The organism is Azospirillum griseum, assembly GCF_003966125.1.
GTDB lineage: Bacteria > Pseudomonadota > Alphaproteobacteria > Azospirillales > Azospirillaceae > Azospirillum > Azospirillum griseum.
The window spans coordinates 374,767-394,448 of sequence record NZ_RXMA01000002.1; the positions used below are offsets into that span (position 1 = coordinate 374,767).

At 67.7% G+C, this 19,682-nt stretch carries 21 protein-coding genes and 1 other RNA gene; 3 read left to right on the top strand and 19 right to left on the bottom strand.

From position 1 onward, the window contains the following. Nucleotides 1–38: 38 nt before the first annotated feature. From tilS to EJ903_RS04520, 17 genes are all read right to left on the bottom strand, one after another. The gene (gene tilS, locus EJ903_RS04440; protein ID WP_246015180.1) at nt 39–1,406 is read right to left on the bottom strand and encodes a tRNA lysidine(34) synthetase TilS; all 1,368 of its coding nucleotides are present in this window, start codon (nt 1,404–1,406) and stop codon (nt 39–41) included. Between the two features lies 1 nt (nt 1,407). After that, entirely contained in the window at nt 1,408–2,259 is an 852-nt protein-coding gene (gene ybgF / locus EJ903_RS04445) for a tol-pal system protein YbgF (protein WP_126612481.1), read from the bottom strand. A 278-nt stretch (nt 2,260–2,537) separates the two neighbouring features. Then, nucleotides 2,538–3,002: a peptidoglycan-associated lipoprotein Pal gene (gene pal / locus EJ903_RS04450; protein ID WP_126612483.1), complete on the bottom strand. Its 465-nt coding sequence runs from the start codon at nt 3,000–3,002 to the stop codon at nt 2,538–2,540. Between the two features lie 148 nt (nt 3,003–3,150). After that, entirely contained in the window at nt 3,151–4,503 is a 1,353-nt protein-coding gene (gene tolB / locus EJ903_RS04455) for a Tol-Pal system beta propeller repeat protein TolB (protein WP_126612485.1), read from the bottom strand. Nucleotides 4,504–4,505: 2 nt separating this feature from the next. Continuing rightward, a complete protein-coding gene (locus EJ903_RS04460) occupies nt 4,506–5,864 on the bottom strand; it encodes a hypothetical protein (RefSeq protein ID WP_126612487.1) in 1,359 nt (452 codons plus the stop codon). Nucleotides 5,865–5,880: 16 nt separating this feature from the next. Beyond that, complete coding sequence (tolR, locus tag EJ903_RS04465) at nt 5,881–6,360, bottom strand: protein TolR (RefSeq protein ID WP_126612489.1); 480 nt, start codon at nt 6,358–6,360, stop codon at nt 5,881–5,883. Nucleotides 6,361–6,363: 3 nt separating this feature from the next. Continuing rightward, on the bottom strand, nt 6,364–7,098 hold the full coding sequence (gene tolQ / locus EJ903_RS04470) for a protein TolQ (protein WP_126612491.1): 735 nt from the start codon (nt 7,096–7,098) through the stop codon (nt 6,364–6,366). Nucleotides 7,099–7,103: 5 nt separating this feature from the next. Beyond that, a complete protein-coding gene (gene ybgC, locus EJ903_RS04475) occupies nt 7,104–7,655 on the bottom strand; it encodes a tol-pal system-associated acyl-CoA thioesterase (RefSeq protein WP_126612493.1) in 552 nt (183 codons plus the stop codon). Beyond that, nucleotides 7,648–8,721, bottom strand: coding sequence for a Holliday junction branch migration DNA helicase RuvB (gene ruvB, locus EJ903_RS04480; protein WP_126612495.1), 1,074 nt, complete (start codon nt 8,719–8,721; stop codon nt 7,648–7,650). The genes ybgC and ruvB overlap by 8 nt, the downstream gene beginning before the upstream one ends. Beyond that, nucleotides 8,718–9,350, bottom strand: coding sequence for a Holliday junction branch migration protein RuvA (ruvA, locus tag EJ903_RS04485; RefSeq protein ID WP_126612497.1), 633 nt, complete (start codon nt 9,348–9,350; stop codon nt 8,718–8,720). The genes ruvB and ruvA overlap by 4 nt, the downstream gene beginning before the upstream one ends. Further along, the gene (gene ruvC, locus EJ903_RS04490) at nt 9,347–9,919 is read right to left on the bottom strand and encodes a crossover junction endodeoxyribonuclease RuvC (RefSeq protein ID WP_126612576.1); all 573 of its coding nucleotides are present in this window, start codon (nt 9,917–9,919) and stop codon (nt 9,347–9,349) included. The genes ruvA and ruvC overlap by 4 nt, the downstream gene beginning before the upstream one ends. Nucleotides 9,920–10,025: 106 nt before the next feature. Then, complete coding sequence (locus tag EJ903_RS04495; protein ID WP_126612499.1) at nt 10,026–10,778, bottom strand: YebC/PmpR family DNA-binding transcriptional regulator; 753 nt, start codon at nt 10,776–10,778, stop codon at nt 10,026–10,028. A gap of 169 nt (nt 10,779–10,947) precedes the next feature. Next, a complete protein-coding gene (locus EJ903_RS04500) occupies nt 10,948–11,772 on the bottom strand; it encodes a TIGR00282 family metallophosphoesterase (RefSeq protein WP_126612501.1) in 825 nt (274 codons plus the stop codon). A gap of 10 nt (nt 11,773–11,782) precedes the next feature. Further along, nucleotides 11,783–12,430, bottom strand: a complete 648-nt coding sequence (locus EJ903_RS04505; protein ID WP_246015182.1) for a 5-formyltetrahydrofolate cyclo-ligase — start codon at nt 12,428–12,430, stop codon at nt 11,783–11,785. 35 nt (nt 12,431–12,465) lie between these two features. Continuing rightward, a non-coding RNA gene (ssrS, locus tag EJ903_RS04510) (6S RNA) lies at nt 12,466–12,630 on the bottom strand. 13 nt (nt 12,631–12,643) lie between these two features. Beyond that, a complete protein-coding gene (locus EJ903_RS04515; protein ID WP_126612503.1) occupies nt 12,644–12,958 on the bottom strand; it encodes a cell division protein ZapA in 315 nt (104 codons plus the stop codon). Between the two features lie 4 nt (nt 12,959–12,962). Further along, nucleotides 12,963–13,187 carry a hypothetical protein gene (locus EJ903_RS04520; protein WP_126612505.1) on the bottom strand — a complete coding sequence of 75 codons (225 nt, stop codon included), beginning with the start codon at nt 13,185–13,187 and terminating at the stop codon, nt 12,963–12,965. Nucleotides 13,188–13,567: 380 nt separating this feature from the next. Between EJ903_RS04520 and tkt the strand changes: the two genes are divergently transcribed. Together tkt and gap are read left to right on the top strand one after the other, a co-directional pair. Continuing rightward, on the top strand, nt 13,568–15,562 hold the full coding sequence (gene tkt, locus EJ903_RS04525) for a transketolase (protein WP_126612507.1): 1,995 nt from the start codon (nt 13,568–13,570) through the stop codon (nt 15,560–15,562). A 63-nt stretch (nt 15,563–15,625) separates the two neighbouring features. After that, a complete protein-coding gene (gene gap, locus EJ903_RS04530) occupies nt 15,626–16,633 on the top strand; it encodes a type I glyceraldehyde-3-phosphate dehydrogenase (RefSeq protein WP_126612509.1) in 1,008 nt (335 codons plus the stop codon). A 94-nt stretch (nt 16,634–16,727) separates the two neighbouring features. On the opposite strand, the gene EJ903_RS04535 is transcribed toward gap, so the two are convergent. Together EJ903_RS04535 and EJ903_RS04540 are read right to left on the bottom strand one after the other, a co-directional pair. Then, nucleotides 16,728–18,416: a methyl-accepting chemotaxis protein gene (locus EJ903_RS04535; protein ID WP_126612511.1), complete on the bottom strand. Its 1,689-nt coding sequence runs from the start codon at nt 18,414–18,416 to the stop codon at nt 16,728–16,730. Nucleotides 18,417–18,622: 206 nt separating this feature from the next. After that, nucleotides 18,623–18,970, bottom strand: a complete 348-nt coding sequence (locus EJ903_RS04540) for a type II toxin-antitoxin system HicB family antitoxin (RefSeq protein ID WP_126612513.1) — start codon at nt 18,968–18,970, stop codon at nt 18,623–18,625. Between the two features lie 204 nt (nt 18,971–19,174). Here EJ903_RS04540 and EJ903_RS04545 point away from each other — a divergent pair, with 204 nt between their 5' ends. Then, entirely contained in the window at nt 19,175–19,558 is a 384-nt protein-coding gene (locus EJ903_RS04545; protein ID WP_126612515.1) for a hypothetical protein, read from the top strand. Nucleotides 19,559–19,682 lie beyond the last annotated feature (124 nt).

The window sequence follows — 19,682 nt, forward strand, 5'->3', positions numbered from 1 at the left end:
TGAAGCCGCCCCCCGGTGTGCACGGGCACGTTTCCTGATTAAATAATGCCGCCGCGCGCCGAGACAACCGGAAAAGCTGGCCCCGCCAACGGCAAGGCCGGAGAAAAACGCACCACGTCCCCCGGCGGCTCCCCCGCCCGCCGGAATCCCAGGCTGGGAACCGCCACCACCACCCCGTCCGACCACAGCGCGGGCAGCGTCGGGCGCACCAGCGCCGGGGCGTCGTGGCCGCGCACGTCGGGGTTATCCGCCACCAGCCGCGCCCATCCCGCCGCCCCCAGCGCCGCCACCGTCACCGGAGCCGTTCGGTCGGCGCTGGGGATGACGATAAAGCGGCGGTCCCACCACAGCCGCTCTCCGGGTGTGGCCTGCTGCGGTCCGGCCACCGCCGTCGCCTCGCGGGCGATCACCACGCCCCCCCGGCGCGGCGCGATCCGGCAGCCCGCCAGGGTGCAGCCAGGAAAGGAGGCGCGCCCGACCGTCACAGAATCGCACATGCCCCCATACAGCCGCTCGACCGCCGCGTCGCGCGGTGGATGCTCATCGCCACCAACCACGGTCAAGCAGCGGGTCAGGGCGCGCAAACCGATCTCCTCCGGCGCGTCGGCCAACGCCACCGGATCCAGCCGGATCCACCCTTCAGGGTGCAGGGATGCGGCCCTGGCCAACAGCGCCGCCGTGGCGTGGTCCAGCGCGGCGCGGGCGCGGGCGGCGCGGCGCGCGGTGTCGGCCAGCCGATCAACGCTCAACCCCTCCCCCGCCAGCAGATCGCCCACGGCGCGCAGGCGGGCGCGGGCGAAGCGCGGGTTGCGGTTGGAGGGATCCTCGACCCACCCCACACCCGCCGCGCGGCAGGTGGCGAGCAAGCGCTCGTGGGAAAATTCCAGACAGGGGCGGATGACGCGGACCAGCCCGGCGGTGCCGCTCGCCGCCATCCCCGCCAACCCATCGATTCCCGATCCACGCGACAGGCGCAGCAGCAGGGTTTCCGCCTGGTCGTCGCGGTTGTGGGCCAGGGCGAGATGGAGGCAGCCCGCCTCCGCACAGGCCAGCTCCAACAAACGCCGCCGCGCCGAGCGCGCCGCCGCCTGAAGGCCGGAGGACGGCTTGTCCCCCTCCCAGCGCATCACCCGGTGGGGCACGCCCAACCGCGCCATCGCCGCGCCCACCGCCGCCGCTTCCGCCGCCGACTCGGGACGCAACCCGTGATCGACGGCGACGGCAAGCAGATCGCCCCCCCGCGCCGCCACCCAGCGGCGCAGCAGCAGGGTCAGCGCCACACTGTCGCCACCGCCCGAAAGCCCGACCAGAATCCGGGGCGCGCGTTCAAAGCCGCCCACCCGCGCCATCGCGGCGGCGAATTCCGCGTCGGACACCGGTTCGGGCGAGGCGGCAGCACCAGTCACGTCAACTCGGGCAATTGATGCGCTTGCGCTCCGTGTCGGCGCGCCGCTTCACGCTGGCCGAGGCTTCGGGGAACTTGGTCATCAGTTGGTTGAAGGCGGTGCAGGCTTCGCTCTTCTTGTTCAACTGCTGCAAGGTCATGCCGAGCTTGAGCAGGCTGTCGGGAGCCTTGGGGTTTTTCGGGTATTTCGACAGATTTTCGGCAAAGGCCTGGGCTGCATCGGTGAATTTGTTGCGGACGAAGTAGCTCTCGCCCAGCCAATATTGCGCGTTGGCGGCGTAGGGGTGGCTCTTGTTCTTGGCGATGAACTCCTGCAACGCCTTTTCCGCCTTGTCGTAATCGGATTGGCGCAGCAGTTCGAAGGCGTGTTCGTATTGCTTTTCCGGTGAGGCGTTCGCGGGCAAGGCCGGAGTCGGGGCGGGTTTCTCCGGGGCCTTCTCCGGTGCGCGCTCCGGTTGCTTCTCGGCCGCCTTCGACGGCTTCGGCCCCAGCGCCCCATCGCCCATGGCGCTGCCGCCCATGGCCCCGCCGCCCTTCGATTCCATCTCCTTCAGGCGGAAATCAATGTCGGCGTTCATCTTTTCCAGGCGTTCGCGCATCTGGACCAGTTGATAGGCGGTTTCCTCGTAGCGGCCCGTGACCACCGAGACATCGCGTTCCAGACGCTGCAACCGCACCTCGAAATCGGCGGCGAGCGAGGAATCCTGCGCCACCTGCACCGTGCCGTCCAAGGCCGCCATCTGCACCTCCAACCGCTGGAGGCGGTCGATCTGGGAGGCCGTCTGGGCCACAGCGGAGGTTCCGCACAGCAGACCGCCCATCAGCAGAGCGGCAAAGGAGGAGGCTTTGGTCATGCGCGATCTTCCTGTCCGGGTCGTTCCTGGGTCGTTCCCAAGTCGTTGATGATCCCGTTGCGACGCTGCCCGACCGGTTCGGGCAACGGTGGAACCGTGCCGACCGAAAAAGGCAAAGTGATGACGGCTGTTTAGCAGATCACACCGCACGGTGCACCCACCCCGACATGGGTGCCCCCGCAGAACGGCCATGACACCGCGCGCCACAATGACAAACGCCGCGCCCGGAAGCCCGGACGCGGCGTTTGTCGTCAGACTCGCGGGAGTCCGTCGGTCGATCAATCGACGACGGTCACGCCACGACGGTTCTGCGACCAGGCGGCTTCGGTCGAACCGACAACGGCCGGCTTTTCCTTGCCGTAGGACACGACCTTCACGCGGTTGGCCGGGACGCCCTTGGCGGCCAGGTAGTTCTTGACCGAGTTGGCGCGGCGTTCGCCGAGCGCCAGGTTGTATTCGCGGGTGCCGCGCTCGTCAGCGTGACCTTCGATGGTCACAGTGACCGAACCGTAGGTCTGCAGCCACTTGGCCTGACGGTCCAGGGTGGCGCGGGCTTCCGGGGACAGGTCGTAACGGTCGAGACCGAAGAACACGCGGTCGCCAACGTTGACGGCCAGATCTTCCTGCGAACCCGGACGGATCGAGGAGGAGTTGGAGGCCGCGCCGGTGTTGGCGTCCTTCGGAGCGGTTTCGCAAGCGGCGAGCAGAGCAACAGCGGCCAGAGCCAGGAACTTCATGCGCATGGTGGAGACCCCTTGAAACGACATCGATTGTTTGATCGGGCAACAATGCGAAGACCGGTTTTTCTTTCGCCAACCCCGACGAAAGGAGGGACGTCCGACCAACGTCTTTAACCTTGTCTTCGCGCTGCCGCAAAATAGGAGCAGTTGATTAGGGAATCAAGGGCGACCACGCCGGATCGGAGGCGTCCAGCGGCGTGATGACGCGGCGCTCGTTGGCCCCGGTGATGTCGATGGAATAAAGCTTGGCGTTGCGGCCACGCCCGTCACCCGACGGCAAGTCTTTGAAAAACATCAGAACTCGACCGTTCGGCGCCCAGGTCGGACCCTCGACGTGATAGCCTTCGCTCAGGATTCGCTCGCCGCTGCCGTCGGGCCGAACCACGCCCACTGCAAAGCTGCTACCACGCTGACGCGTGAATGCGATCAGATCGCCGCGCGGCGACCACACCGGTGTGCCGTACCGGCCTTCGCCAAAGCTGAGCCGCTTCACCCCGGAACCGTCCGCGCCCATGATGTAGAGTTGCTGGCTGCCGCCACGGTCCGACTCGAAGACGATCCGTTGACCATCGGGCGAGTAGCTGGGGGCGGTGTCGATGCCGGGCGAGTCGGTCAACTGGGTCTGGCGGCGGGTCCGCAGATCCAGGGTGTAGATGTCGGTGTTGCCGTTCTGCGCCATGCTCATGATGACTCGGTTGCCATCGGGCGAGAAGCGCGGGGCAAAGGTCATGCCCGGAAAATCACCCAACACCTCCTGGCGGCCGGTGTCGATGTTGAACAGATACACGCGCGGCTTCTTGTTGAAGTACGACATGTAGGTGATTTCCTGGGTCGTCGGCGAGAAGCGCGGCGTCAGGACCAGCGATTGCCCATCGGTCAGGAACTGGTGGTTCTCACCGTCCTGATCCATGATGGCGAGTTGCTTCTTGCGGGTGTTCGCCGGCCCGGATTCGGCGACATAGACGATGCGGGTGTCGAAATAGCCGTCCTCGCCGGTCAGACGCTTGTAAATGGCGTCGGCGACGATGTGGGCGATGCGCCGCCATTCCTGCGGCGGGGCGGTGTAGCTCAGCCCCTGCATGTATTGGGCGGACGCGATGTCCCACAGGCGGAAATCCACCTTCATGCGACCGTCGGGACCGGTGGTGGTGTTGCCCGCCACCAGCGCCTGCGCGCCCAACGCCTTCCAATCCTGGTAACGCGGATCGCCGGTGCGGAGCTGTTCGGGCGTTTGCAGGAAGCCGCGCGGGTCGAGCGGACGGAACAGGCCCGACCGTTCCAGATCGGCGGAGATCACCTTGGCGATGTCGGCCCCGGTCTGGGCGTCGCGCCCGCCCGATCCGGCAAAGCTGGTGATGGCGATGGGCAGCGGTTCGACCACGCCCCGCGTGATGTCGATGCGCAACTCGGCGCGCGCCTCCTGCGGAGCGGCAACTCCGAAGGACAAGAGAAGCGCACCGGTCAACCCGGCGAGCTTCAGCAGAAGCCTCGTCTTCGTCGTCATGGTCAGAACATGTCCTTTGGATCGAAATTGAACACGATATAGCGCCATTGGTCGTATTTGTCCGGCGTGAACTCGCTGGGCAGCAACTCCAACGGGCTGGACCGCTTGACCGCGCGGACGGCGGCGTCGGCGGACGCGCGGAAAGCCGCGTCGGTCATGTAGCGCGACCGATACTTCTCGTCGATGTAGGCCTGGATGACCGAGCGGTCCCGGCCAACCTCGACGTGAATCTCGATCTGCATCGACGCCGCGTCCTTGCGACCGGAATCGAAATTCCAGTTCTTGCTGAGCTGGCCACGGATGGCGTCCAGCGCCCGGCCCGACGGCTTGAACGGCTTGTCCGGCCCGTTCACCGCCTTGGCCGCCCCGGAGGGGGCCGCCGAGGCGGTTTGCTGGCTGGGCTTGGCCGCCGCGCTGCTGGCCGAGGCCGCCGGTGCCGGTTTGCCGTCCGCCTTCGGCGCGTCCGACGGCTTCATCTTGCCGACGTTGGACAGCAGGTCCGACAGCGGATCCGTCTTGGCCGCCGCCTTTTCCGCCGGTTTGGCGGGGGCGTCGGTCTTTTTCGGATCGCCCTTGGCCGTTTCGGTCGGCTTGGCCGGTTCCGCCGGTTTGGCGGGCGCGGGCTTCGCCGGTTCCGGTTTGGCCGGAGTCGGGTCGTGCTTGGCCGGCTCATGCTTGGGCGCGTCCGGTTTGGCCGGAGCAGGCTCGTGCTTGGTCGGTTCGGGCTTGGGGGCTTCCGGCTTCGGCGGCTCCGGCTTTTTCGGTTCCGGTTTCGGCGGTTCGGGCGGTCGTGGGGGTTCCGGCGGCTTGGGCGGCTCCGGTTTCGGCGGCTCGGGACGCGGCGGTTCCGGCGGGCGCGGGGGTTCCGGCTTCGGCTCCGGCTTCGGCTCGGGCGGCTTGGGCGTCGGCACCGGCGAGGGTTCCGGCGGCGGCGGCGGGGCCGGGGGTGGAGGCGGCGGAGGGGGCGGCGGCGGTGGAGCCGGAGGCGGAGGGGGTGGCGGCGTCGGCTTGGGCGGCGGCGTCGGCTCACGCGGGGGCGGCGGCACCTGGGCAACCTTCGGCGGCTCCGGTGCGCGCTGCGGCAGGGGCGGCGGCGGGGGCGGTTCGTCCTGGTCGTCCGGCGGCGTCGGGGCGGGCGGCGTCGGTTTGGCGTCCGGCACCGGGGGCCGGGGCGTGGCGGTCGCGGGCTTGGGTTCGCCCTGCTCGACGCGGGCGGCTTCCGTCACCTCGCCCATCTCGACGATCTCGATCGGGATGGACGGGGCGATTTCGAGCTTGCGATCGCTGGGCGGCATGCCGAGCACCATCAGCGCGACCAGCGCGACGTGCAGAACAGCCGAGGCGATCAGAGGCTTGCGCATGGAAAATCCGCCCGTCTCAACGCACCGGGGTCGCGCCGACGCGCGCCGACGGCGCGGCGGGGCCGTTCGGCATCTCGGCGACCAGACCAACCTTCTTGAATCCAGCCGCGCTCATCGTGCCCATCACCTCCAGCATCTTGCCATAGGCGATGGTCCGGTCGCCGCGCACCAGGATGCGGGCTTCGGGGTTGTTGTTGGTCACGGCGATCAGCAGCGGGACCATGTTGGTCAGCTCGACCACGGTTTCCTGCACGAAGATCCGGCCATCGGGCTGCACGGTGACGAACAGCGGATCCTTTTGCTGCTCCAGCGGCGCGGCGTTGGTCTTGGGCAGATCGACCGGCACGCCGACCGTCAGCATCGGGGCGGCGACCATGAAGACGATCAGCAGCACCAGCATGACGTCGATGAACGGCGTCATGTTGATGTCGGCCATCGCGCGATAGCCCCGGCGCTTGCCGCGCCCGTGGGATTTGCCTGCGAGTTGTGCGGCCATGGTTCAGGCGGCTCCCCGCTCCTCGAGATGGCGGGACAGGATCGCCGCGAACTCGCCCGAGAAGGTCTCCAGACGGTCGGCGTAGCGGCCGAGATCGGTGGAGAATTTGTTGTAGGACAACACGGCGGGAATGGCGGCGAGCAGGCCCATGGCGGTGGCGAACAGCGCCTCGGCGATGCCCGGCGCGACCACGGCGAGGCTGGTGTTGCCCGACCCGGCGATGGAGGTGAAGGAGTTCATGATGCCCCACACCGTGCCGAACAGGCCGATGAAGGGGGCGGTCGATCCGACCGAGGCCAGGAAGGTCATGTAGCGTTCGGCCCGCGCCATCTCGCGCCCGATCGTCACCGCCATGACGCGGTCCACCCGCTGTTGCAGCGAACCTTTCATCGGCCCCGACAGGCCACGGTCGGCGGCCAGCCGCCATTCGCGCATCCCGGCGGAGAAGGTCGCCGACATCGGATCGGTCGGGTTCTGGCCGATGCGGTCATAGAGCGTGTCGAGCGAGCCGCCCGACCAGAAGCTTTCCTCGAACGCGTCGGCCTGGGCGTTCAGGCGACGGATGCGCATCAGCTTTTCGATGATGATCGCCCAGCACCAGACCGAGGCGACGACAAGCATCAGCATGACGATCTTGACAACCGCATCGGCCTGCCAGAACAGGCCGAGGATCGTGATCTCGGGGGCCTTGGTGGCGGCAGCGGTGCCAACCATTTGGGCGGTTTGCAGAGCATCCATCGCGGTCAGTCTCGTGATTGCTGGGTGTTGGCCCCATCCGGGCCGGGTTGAACGGTGTCAAAACTGTCGTGTTGCGTCCGTCGCAGCCGTTCGATCGCCGCGCGCACCGCGCCCGGCAGGCGCACGGCCCGCCCGGCGGCGTTGATCGTTACCAATTGCAACTCCGCCCGGACAAGCAGGCGCTCGTTCCGGCGGATCGATTGTGCAACTGCGAAGGATGCACCGCCGATATCGGCGATCCGGGTTTCCACTTCAAGCGTATCCTCAAGCCGGGCCGGGGCGGCGAAGTCAATCGTCGTCCGCCGTACCGCAAATGACACACCCGGCGTGTCGGCGTCGCCCGCCGCCATCGCGGTTTGCCGGAAGCCCAGCAAACTCAGCATCTCCGACCGCGCCCGCTCGGCAAAGCGCAGGTAGTTGGCGTGATAGACGATGCCGCCCGCGTCGGTATCCTCGTAATAGACGCGCACGGGAAAGCGGTGCGTCCCGTCCGGGGCGAACCAGCCCGACAGCGACGGCGTGGCGGGCGACGGCGTGCTGGGCAAAACATCACTCATCGGCGTCCTCCCCGCCCATGCGGTCGAGCAGGTCGAGTTGACGCACCGCCGCGTTGGGCGGCGTCAGGCCGAGATAGCGGAATCCCTGGTCGGTCAACATCCGCCCGCGCGGGGTGCGTTGCAAAAAGCCCTGCTGGATCAGGTAGGGTTCCACCACCTCCTCCAGCACGTCGCGCTGTTCGCCCAGCGCCGCGCCCAGCGTGTCCACCCCCACCGGACCGCCGCCGTAATTCCCGGCGATCAGGCCGAGATAGCGGTGATCCATGCTGTCCAGGCCCCGGCGGTCCACCTCCAGCCGGGTCAGGGCGGCGTCGGCCACCCGGCGGTCCACCTCCGGGACCCCGGCGACGGCGGCGATGTCGCGCACCCGGCGCAGCAGACGCCCCGACACGCGCGGCGTTCCGCGCGACCGGTTGGCGATTTCCCGCGCGCCTTCCGGCGTGATCGCCATGTTCAGCACCCCGGCGGCGCGGCGCACGATCAGTTCCAGCTCCTCCGGCTCGTAAAATTGCAGCCGCACCGGAATCCCGAAACGCTCGCGCAGGGGCCGGGTGATGAGGCCGCTGCGGGTCGTGGCACCAACCAGCGTGAAGGGCGGCAGATCGATGCGGATCGACCGCGCCGATGGCCCTTCGCCGATGATGAGATCGAGTTGGAAATCCTCCATGGCGGGATACAACACCTCCTCCACGGCAGGATTAAGGCGGTGAATCTCGTCAATGAACAAAACATCGTGGGGCTGGAGGTTGGTCAGCAGCGCCGCCAGATCGCCCGCCCGCGCGATGACCGGGCCGGAGGTGGCGCGGAATCCCACCCCCAACTCGCGCGCGACGATCTGCGCCAGCGTGGTCTTGCCCAGCCCCGGCGGGCCGAACAGCAGCACATGGTCCAGCGCCTCCCCGCGCGCGCGGGCGGCCTGGATGAAGATGGACAGGTTCTCGCGCGCCTGCTTCTGGCCGATGAACTCGGCCAGAGTCAGCGGGCGGATGGAGGCGTCGGCCCCGTCGCCGCTGGTCGGCCCCGTCCCCACCAGACGATCCGGCCCGCCGGGTTGCGCCGCGCTCATTGGCTGAGTTCCTTCAGGCCCTGGCGAATCAGGTCGGAGACGCTGGCCTCATCGCCCAACGCCCGCCCGGCGGCGACCACCGCGCCAAAGGCTTCCGACCGGCCATAGCCGAGATTGACCAACGCCGACACCGCGTCGGCCAGCGCCGTGTTCGCCGCCGACGACGCCAGCGCCGGAGCGGCCCCCTTGGCCGTGGCCGGAGCGTTGGCCGCCGCCGGTCCCAGCGACAGATGACCGACCTTGTCCTTCAACTCGTTCAGGATGCGCGCCGCCACCTTCGGCCCGACGCCGTCGGCGCGGATCAGCGCGGTCTTGTCCTGCGCGGCGATGGCGCGGGTCAACTGGTCGGGATCGAGCACCCCCAGGATCGACAACGCCAACCGCGCGCCCACCCCCTGGATGGTGGTCAACAGCTTGAACCAATCCCGCTCGCCCGCGTCGCCAAAGCCGTGCAGGACGATCCGTTCCTCCCGCACAAAGGTTTCCACCACCAGCGAAACCCGCTCCCCCACCGCCATCCGCGACAGCGTGCGGTTGGAACAGGACAGCAGATAGCCGACCCCGTTGACGTCGAGAATGAGCCAGTCGGTGCCAATGGAATCAACGATGCCGGTCAGTTTGGCGATCATGCGCGCTCGTCCTTTTTGCTCCCCTCCCGGTCCGGGAGAGGGAGAATCGTGGCGGAAGACGATGAAGGACGCGCCGCACCGGTCCGACGCCACAAAGTCCAACTGGCGCGGTGGTGGGCGTGGCAGATGGCGACGGCAAGCGCGTCGGCGGCGTCGGGGGTGCTGATGGTGCAGCCGGGCAGCAGCAGGCGGATCATCGCCTGGACCTGCGCCTTGTCGGCGCGGCCCTGGCCGACAACCGCCTTTTTCACCATGTTGTTGGCGTATTCGGCCACCGCCAGCCCGGCCAGCGCCGGGACCAGCAGGGCCACCGCGCGCGCCTGCCCCAACTTCAGGGTCGAGGCGGCGTTCGCGTTCACGAAGGTTTCCTCCACCGCCGCCTCGTCGGGGCGATGGTCGTCCAGCACCGCCGACAGGGCGTCGTGCAACTGGACCAGACGTTCGGCCAGCGAGCAACCGGCGTCGGAATGGACGGCCCCATCGGCGACGTGGATCAGGCGGTTGCCGACCACATCGATGACGCCCCACCCGGTGTGGCGCAGGCCGGGGTCGATCCCCAGCAGCCGCACCGCCTTGGGCGGCGCCGTTCCGTGTCGTCCGGCCTGCGCAAACACACCACGATCCCCCGCTCGCTCCAACCCTGTCCGTGCAGCCCCCGCCCGATCAGGCCCCCGATCAGGCGGTGAGCTTCTGCATCAGCTCGTCGGAGATGTCGAAGTTGCCTTCGACCACCTGAACGTCGTCGTTGTCTTCCAGCACGTCGATCAGCTTCAGCAGGCTGGCCGCCGCGTCTTCGCTGGGGGCGACGGTGTTCAGCGGGATCCAGGTCAGGCGGGCGCTTTCCGGCGCGCCGAACTTGGCTTCCAACGCGTCGCGCACCGAGCCGAAATTCTCGACCGTGCTCGTCACCTGATGGCCGTTCTCGTCGGATTCGACGTTGTCGGCCCCGGCGTCCAGCGCGGCTTCGAACATGGCGTCGGCGGTCGCGGCGGCGACGGGGTAGAGGATCGCGCCGACCCGGTTGAACATGAAGCTGACCGAGTTGGTCTCGCCCAGGCTGCCGCCATGCTTGGTGAAGGCGGAACGGACTTCCGAGGCGGTGCGGTTGCGGTTGTCAGTCAACGCCTCGACGATCAGGGCGGTGCCGCCGGGGCCGTAGCCCTCGTACCGGACCTCTTCATAATTGGCGTCGTCGCCGCCGCCGGGCGTGCCCTGCTTGATGGCGCGGTCGATGCGGTCGCGCGGCATGTTTTGCGCGCGGCCCGCCAGAATGGCGGCGCGCAGGCGCGGGTTGGCCGCCGGGTCGGGCAGGCCGGATTTCGCGGCCACGGTGATTTCGCGGGCGAGCTTGTTGAAGATCTTGGACCGCTTGGCGTCCTGCGCGCCCTTGCGGTGCATGATGTTCTTAAACTGGGAATGACCGGCCATGGGTCGAACGAGCCTCGAACAAAAACGGGTTAATCAGGTGGATCGGCGCAGGACACATGTAACAGGTCCGCCACGCCACCGCACGCTTTCGGCGCGGCAGACGACACCCACCCGATTAGAAAGTCAATATGGCGAGAGTGCGGCGGCGATCACCGCAGCCCGGATTCCGTCACTGCCGCCGTTCCGGCACCGATTGGCTGAGACGCCCGCCGATGCGCACCGGCTCGATCCGCAGGGCCAGCCCGGTGCGGTCGTCGGTCTCGACGTAGCAGCCGCAGACCGTCCCCTCCCCTTCGGCCGGAGACAGGCGTTCGGTCGGCAGCTTGCGCACCATCTTGGCCATGGCGACCTCTTTTTTCATGCCGATGGCGCTGTCGTAATCGCCGCACATGCCCGCGTCGGTCTGATAGGCCGTTCCCTTGGGCAGAATGGTGTGGTCGGCGGTCGGCACATGGCTGTGCGTGCCCACCACCAGCGACGCGCGGCCATCGCAGAAATGGCCCATGATCATTTTTTCGCTGGTCGCCTCGCCATGGATGTCGATCAGGATGGCGTCCACCCCGCCCGCCCCCAGCCGGTGCGCCTTCAACACCCGATCCACGGCGGCGAACGGATCGTCCATCGGCTCCATGAACAGGCGCAGCAGGGCGTTGACCACCAGCACCTTGCGCCCGCCGCGCGCCTGCAACAGCACGAAGCCGCGCCCCGGCGTGCCTTCCGGGTAATTGACCGGGCGGACGATGCGCGGTTGCTGGTCGATGGTTCCGACCAAATCCTTCTGGTCCCAGGTGTGGTTGCCCAACGTCACCACATCGATCCCGGCGGCGAAGAACTCATCGGCGATCTTGACGGTGACGCCATAGCCCCCGGCGGCGTTTTCGCCATTGACCACGGTCAGGTCGGGGTCGAGCCGGTCGCGCAACGTCGGCATGTGCGCGATCACCGCATCCCGGCCCGCGCGGCCCACCACATCCCCGAAAAACAAAATCCGCATCTCGACCCGCCTATCCGCCAAAGCGGAGCGTCTCACGCTCCGTCACAATCCAATCCATCGGTTCGTCGTGCGCGTCGCACGGCACCGCATCCCGTTCCTGCGCGGCAAAGGCCACGCCCACCGCCAGCACCGGCCCACCCGCCCGCAGCGCGGCAAGCGTGCGGTCGTAATAGCCGGCACCATAGCCCAGCCGCCCGCCGCGCCGGTCAAAGGCCAGCAGCGGGACCAGCAGCGCGCGCGGCTGTACCACCGGGCGGTCCGCCCCCGGCTCCTGGATGCCGTAGCGCCCCGTCGCCATCGGCGCGTCGGGGTCCCAGTCGCGGAAGGTCAGCGCCGTGCCGCGCGGACCGGACACCGGCAGCGCCAGCGCGCAACCCGTCTGACGAAGATGGAGCATGGCGGGCCGAACGTCGAGTTCCGAACCCAACGGCCAATAGCCGCCGACGCACCCGCCCTGAACAATCTCAGGAATCCCCAGGGCCGCCACACGGTCGCGCACCGCGCGCGCGGCGTCGGCGCGCAGCGTCGGATCGGTCAGCGCGTCGCGCACCGCGCGGGCTTCCGCGCGGGCGGCGGTCTTGTCCAGCGGGAGAGTCCCCATCGGATAGCAATCCATCGCGGCGGAGCCTTCGCCATCACGGCCCTGCGGCTGGCTCATGCGCGTGTCATGGTGATGGGGAAAAAGGGAAAGCGGAAGGGGCCACCCTGGCCGATGATCATGTGCCTATCCTCCATGGCCTGCATGAGCAGGTGGGCACCGTGTACCCAGGCCAAGGGCCTGGACAGGGACAGTTCCCTAATGGATCAAGGTTATCGGCCCTGGGGATGAATGCGACCTGTCGAACCGGGCAGCGACCTTCCTGACCCCAATCTAGGCGCGCTCGAGCCGAACGGCAACCTCTTCGATGCGTTTTGTGACACGATCGAGTCCGGCGACCACCTCGGCCTGCTCCACCACCGACACCGGAACCACGCCGCGCCCGGTCAGCAGCTCTTGCAACTCGTCGGCCATCACCAGGCAGGTCATCAACAGCATCTGGGCGTCGGAGCCGGATTTCCCGCCGCCGGTCAGGTGGCGCAAGCGGCCATCGACATAGGCCGCCAGTTCGCGCAAGCGCCCCTCCTGCCCGTCTTCGCAGAGCATGCGGTAGGCGCGTCCGTTGACCTCCAGATCGACCTGGGCCATGGCATCAATTCTCCAACACCTGTTCCAGGCGGCCGATCGCCACCTCCAACCGCTGCGACACCGTGTCCGCAGCGGCCTGCGCGGTTGCCCGTTCGGCCCGCGCCGTGTCGAGCGCCTGGGTCAAATCCTGTTCACGGCGGCTCGCCCGCGCCTCGCGCCCAGTGGCGGCGTGTTCCAGGCGGTCCACCGCGCGATTCAAACGCTCCAACGCGGCTTTCACGGAATCCATGGGCCAAAGCCTTTGATGTCTGAGCCGATATCCGAACGGACGGCCAAGCGGGAACCACCACGGCCGGGACACGGGGTGCCCCACCGACGGTTTCCCTTTGCGGGAACCTAGAGTTGGGCCGGGGGGTGGGCAACGTCAACACCCAATCAGCACCCGGCCCGCGCCCGATCCATCCGGGGGGCTGGCAGGGCGGCGGGACCGAACGCCGCGCGGCGTCTGCCATGCCGGACACACCCCCATTCCCATGTTGACCTAGGGGCATCGGATCGGCATGGTGCGCGCGTCTTGGGGAGCCTTGACAGGCACCCGCAAAGATGATGTGCCCCACGCGCGCGCCCCGACGCACGCCCCACGCGTCCGAGCTTCAGGAAACCGCCCCGATGTCCGCTGCCACTGCCCAGCCTTCCCTTCAGACGATGGCGAACGCGATCCGCGCGCTCGCCATGGACGCGGTTGAGGCCGCGAAGTCCGGCCACCCCGGCATGCCGATGGGCATGGCCGACGTCGCCACGGTGCTGTTCACCAAATTCCTGAAGTTCGACCCGAAGAACCCGACCTGGGCCGACCGCGACCGCTTCATCCTGTCGGCCGGTCACGGCTCGATGCTGATGTACGCGTTGAGCCATCTGACCGGCTACGAACGCATGACGATCGACGAGATCAAGCGCTTCCGCCAGTTGGGCAGCCTGACCCCCGGCCACCCCGAGGTCGATCCGTCGCTGGGGATCGAGATGACCACCGGCCCGCTGGGTCAGGGCGTGTCCACCGCCGTCGGCTTCGCGCTGGCCGAGCGGATCACCAACGCCCGCTTCGGCGACGCGCTGGTCGATCACACCACCTACGTCATCGCCTCGGACGGCGACCTGATGGAGGGCGTCAGCCACGAGGCGTGCTCGCTGGCCGGGCATCTGGGGCTGAACCGCCTGATCGTGCTGTGGGACGACAACCACATCTCCATCGACGGCTCGACCGATCTGAGCTTCACCGACGACACCCCGGCGCGCTTCCGCTCCTATGGCTGGAACACGATTTCGGTGGACGGCCACGACATGGCCGCCGTCGAGGCCGCCATCGCGCAGGCCCGCACCTCCACCGACAAGCCGACGCTGATCGCCTGCCGCACCATCATCGGCAAGGGCGCGCCGAACAAGGCCAACTCGCACAGCTGCCACGGCTCGCCGCTGGGGGCCGACGAGATCGCCGCCACCCGCACCGCCATCGACTGGCCGCACGCCCCGTTCGTCGTTCCCGACGATGTGCTGTCGGCTTGGCGCGCCGCCGGTGCCCGCAGCGCCGACGCCTTCGCCGCCTGGACCGCCCGTCTGGACGCGCAGGACGCCGACACCCGCGCCGCCTTCCAGGCCGCCTTCGGCCGCGGCGTGCCCGCCGCCCTGAACGACACCATCGTCGCGCTGAAGGCCAAGATCAGCGCCGACAAGCCGAGCTGGGCCACCCGCGTCGCCTCCGGCAACACGCTGGACGCGCTGGTTCCGGCCATCGCCGAGCTGGTCGGCGGCTCCGCCGACCTGACGCCGTCGAACAACACCAAGGCCAAGGGCAGCGTCGATGTGGAAGGCCGGGGCAAGTTCGCCGGTCAGTATGTCCGCTACGGCGTGCGCGAGCATGGCATGGCCACGCTGATGAACGGCATGGCGCTGCACGGCGGCGTCATCCCCTACGGCGGCACCTTCATGCAGTTCGCCGACTACTGCCGCCCGTCGATCCGTCTGGCCGCGCTGATGAAGCAGCGCTCCATCTTCGTCATGACCCACGACTCCATCGGTCTGGGTGAGGACGGCCCGACCCACCAGCCGGTCGAGCATCTGGCCGCGCTGCGCGCCATCCCGAACCTGCTGGTCCTGCGCCCCGGCGACGCGGTGGAAACCGCCGAATGCTGGCAGTTGGCGGTGGAACGCGTCAACGGCCCGTCGATCCTGGCCCTGACCCGTCAGAACGTGCCGACGCACCGCACCGAACACACGGCGGAAAACCGCAGCGCGCGCGGTGCCTATGTGCTGGCCGAGGCCGAGGGCGTGCGCAAGGCGACCATCCTCGCCACCGGTTCGGAAGTGTCGCTGGCGATGGAGGCCCGCGCCGCGCTCCAGGCCGACGGGATCGGGACCGCCGTGGTGTCGATGCCGAGCTGGGAGCTGTTCGCCGAGCAGGACGCGGCCTATCAGGCGGCGGTTCTGGGCGACGGCGTGCGCGTCGGTGTTGAAGCCGCGGCCCGCCTGGGCTGGGACCGCTGGCTGGGCAGCAACGGCGTGTTCATCGGCATGCCGGGCTTTGGCGAATCGGCCCCGTATCAAGAGCTTTACAAGCACTTCGGCATCACCGCCGAAGCGGTCGTCAGCGCCGTCAAGGCGCGTCTCTGAGAATAAGCGGCGACACCGCCCGGTTCGCATCGGGCGGCGTTCATTTCCAAATTGGAGGAAGACATGGCTGTTCGGGTAGCGATCAACGGTTTTGGCCGCATCGGCCGTCTGGTTCTGCGGGCCATCTATGAGAGCGGCCGCAAGGACGTCGAGGTCGTGGCGATCAACGACCTCGCCGACCTCAAGGCCAACGCCCATCTGCTGAAGTACGACAGCGTCCATGGCCGTTTCCCCGGCACCATCGAGACCCGCGACGGCGTGCTGATCGTCAACGGCCACGAGATCAAGGTCGTGCAGGAGCGTGACCCGGCCAAGCTGCCCTGGAAGGATCTGGGCGTCCAGGTCGCCATGGAATGCTCGGGCATCTTCACCAAGCGCGACGCCGCCGCCAAGCATCTGGAAGCCGGTGCCGAGAAGGTGCTGATTTCCGCCCCGGCGACCGACGAAGACATCACCGTCGTCTATGGCGTGAACCATGACCAGTTGAAGGCGGAGCACCGCATCGTCTCCAACGCGTCCTGCACCACCAACTGCCTGGCCCCGGTCGCCTTCGTGCTCGACAACCTCGTCGGCATCGAACACGGCTTCATGACCACCATCCACTCCTACACCGGCGATCAGCGCATTGTGGACACCAACCACAGCGACCTGCACCGCGCCCGCGCGGCCGCGCTGAACATGATCCCGACCTCCACCGGTGCGGCCAAGGCCGTCGGCAAGGTTCTGCCGGGCCTGAAGGGCAAGCTGGACGGCACCGCCATCCGCGTGCCGACCCCGAACGTCTCGGTCGTCGATTTCAAGTTCAACTCCAAGCGCGCCACCACGGTGGAAGAGATCTCCAAGGCGATCTCCGACGCCGCCAACGGCCCGCTGAAGGGCATCCTTGGTGCCTACGCCGAGCCGCTGGTCTCGTCGGACTTCAACCACGACCCGCACAGCTCGATCTTCGCGCTGAACGAAACCAAGGTCATCGGCGGCAACTTCGTCCGCATCATGACCTGGTATGACAACGAGTGGGGCTTCTCGAACCGCATGAGCGACACCGCCGTCGCCATGGTCAACGCGAAGTAACCGCGTTCCGGTCCGCCGGAGCCAAAAGGGCGCTTCCCTGCGGGGAAGCGCCCTTTTTGTTTGGCCGTTGCGCCCCGTTGTGGGGCGCGCAGGTTTACGCCGCGCGCACGGTGTTGAGGAAGCTGCTGACCTGGCTCTTCAGCCCATCGGCCTGCCCGCTGAGCTTGCCCAGCGCGTCCACCAATTCACGCGCGGTGCGCCCGCTTTGGTCGGAGGCGACGGTCACACCGGCGATGCTGGTGGACACCTCGCCGGTTCCGGCGGCGGCCTGCTGGACGCTGCGGGAGATTTCGGCGGTGGCGGCGTTCTGCTCCTCGACGGCGGCGGAAATGGCGGTGGCGATGCCGCTCAGCCGGTCGATGACAGCGGCCACCCGCTGGATTTCCATCACCGCCTGACCCGTCACCGCCTGGATGCCGCTCATCTGCCCGCCGATTTCGTCGGTGGCCTTGGCGGTCTGGTTGGCCAGCGCCTTCACCTCGCTCGCCACCACGGCAAAGCCCTTGCCCGCCTCACCGGCCCGCGCCGCCTCGATGGTGGCGTTCAGCGCCAGCAAGTTGGTTTGACCGGCGATGGAGTTGATGAGGCCGACGACGGTCCCGATCTTTTCCACCGCGTCGGCGAGGCTGCCGATGCGGTTGTTGGCCTGCTGGGCCAGCCCGACCGCCTCGTCGGCCACGCGGCTGGCTTCGGAAACCTGCTGCCCGATTTCGGCGATGGAGCTGTTAAGCTGCTGCGAGGCCGCCGCCACCGTCTGCACGTTGGCCGCCGTGGTGTCGCTGGCCATCGCCACGACGCCCGCCAACTGGTTGGTCTGGTCGGCGGCCTGGGACATGGCGAGAACCTTGCGCTCCAGCTCGCTGGTGGTGGTTGAGACGGCCTGGATCATGCCGCCGACCGAACCTTCGAAGCCCTGGGCCAACTGGGCCATCGCCTGCCGCTTGTCCTGCTCGGCCCGCTGGGCGACGGCGGCCTGTTCGGCCTCCAGCCGACGGCGGGCCTCGGCGTTCTCCTTGAACACCTGCACCGCGCGGCCCATGTCGCCCAACTCGTCCAACCGGGTGGTTTCCGGCACGGTCACGGCCAGATCCCCGTCGGCCAGAGATCCCATCGCTGCGGCCAAGCGCCGAATGCGGGTGCTGATGCCGTTGCCGACAAAGGCGATGAGCAGGATCACCGGCAGGGCCAGCAAACCAACCACGCCCGCCACCTTCGTCAAATTGTCCTGAAAGCGGGTGTCGAGGTCGTCGATGTAGACGCCGGTCCCGATCTCCAACTGCCAGGGGTCGAAGAATTTCACGAAGCTCAGCTTCGGCAGCGGGGTTTCGGAGCCGGGTTTCGGGTACATGTAGGACACGAAGCCCTGCCCCTTGTTGCGGGCGGTGTCGACCAGCTCCCGCACGAAGTAAACACCGTTGGCGTCCTTGTTGTCGCGCTGGTCCTTGCCGATCACCTCGGGACGGAAGGGGTGAACGACCGTCTGATACTGCATGTTCTGGACAAAAATGTACTCCTTGCCGCCGTAGGTCATCGTGTTGATGTTGGCCTTGAACCGCTCGAACGCCTGTTCGCGGGTCAAGCGCCCGGCCTTGACCTCGGCCTCATAGCCGGTGGCCAGCCCATGCGCGATTTCAACGACGTGCTGAAGGGATGCCTTCCGGTCCTCATACATGCTTTGCTTGTTGAGCCACAGCCCCGCCGCCGCAATGCTGACGGACGCCACGCTCGCCAACGCGACCAAACCCCACAGCTTGGCCCGCAAAGTCAGTTTTGTTCCGCCCATGACGTTCCCCTTTGAACCTGTTCGTGGTCAGGGAAAGCAATCCAGATGCCAATTCAGAAATCTGGATGTCGGGGGTGAAATTGAATGGAAACACCCCCCGGACGCATGACCAGCCGTTTCTCTGAGGGGATCGACGGCTGTGACGCCGCGTTGCGCAACGCAAACACCAAACCGTTTCGTTGCAAAGAGCTTCGCAAAATGCAAAATCACCCCCCCATGCGGGACGGGGAGACCCCGGCCGCCCGGCTCAGACATTCGGCGATCCAGGCGCTGACGCTCTTGCCCTCCCGCTCGGCACAGATGGCGATGGCGCGGTGCAGCATGGGGTTGACGCGGATGGCAAGCTGGCCGGAGAACGGGTGAACCGCCTCGCCGCCCATGTCGCAGGACAGCTCCAGATACTCGTCCACCGCCCGCCGGAAGGCGGTCATCAGCTCGTCCACCGACCGGCCGGAAAAGCCGATGCCGTCATGCGTGTTGATGACCTCGCCAACGAAGGTTCCCGCTTCGGCGTCGAAATCGATCTGGGCCTTGTAACCCTTGTATTCCATCATGACGCTGTTCCCGACCGGCGCGATTTCACAAGGCAGGGACCACCCCGGCGGTCCCCCTGCCCGGTCCCAACCATAGCGCCGCTGCACCAATCGGTGGTTTGACCTGCCTCAATTTTCGCAAGAAGCTGGACATCCGGGGCGAAGACTGCAAAACCCGCGTCACCCATCGGGTCCGATCCACGAGCCGACACCACAGCCGACACCATGCTTGCATCCCCCTCCCTGGTCCTTCCCGTGCGCGGGGCCGACGACGCGCGGGCGGCGGTCGACTCCGCGCGGGCGGCGGGCGTGGGGCTGACGTTGCTGGCCGATGGCGCGCTCGGGGTGCTGTGGCTGGGCGCGCTGCTGGACGGGCTGCGCCGCGCCCACCCCGACCTGTCTGTGGCCGGTGTCCTGGATTGCGGCGACCGCGCGGGCGAGGCGCTGGGCGCGTTGACGGCGCAGGGGCCGGGCGTGGCGGCGGTGGCCGTGCTGTTCACCGGCACGCCCGCGCTGGCCGACCGGTTGGCTGACATCGCCGCCGGTGCCGGACGGCGTCTGCTGACCTCCCCGACGCTGGCACCGCTTTCCTCAACCGAACAGGGCTGATCCGTGGCAAATGGCCCCAAAAGGCCGCAAAACCGGGCACGGGAATCGCATTTGGAAAAGATGAGTAGCAGCGTTCGTTGAAATGGATTCTGTATGTCGGCCCTTATGGCGGGAGCTGGGTCGA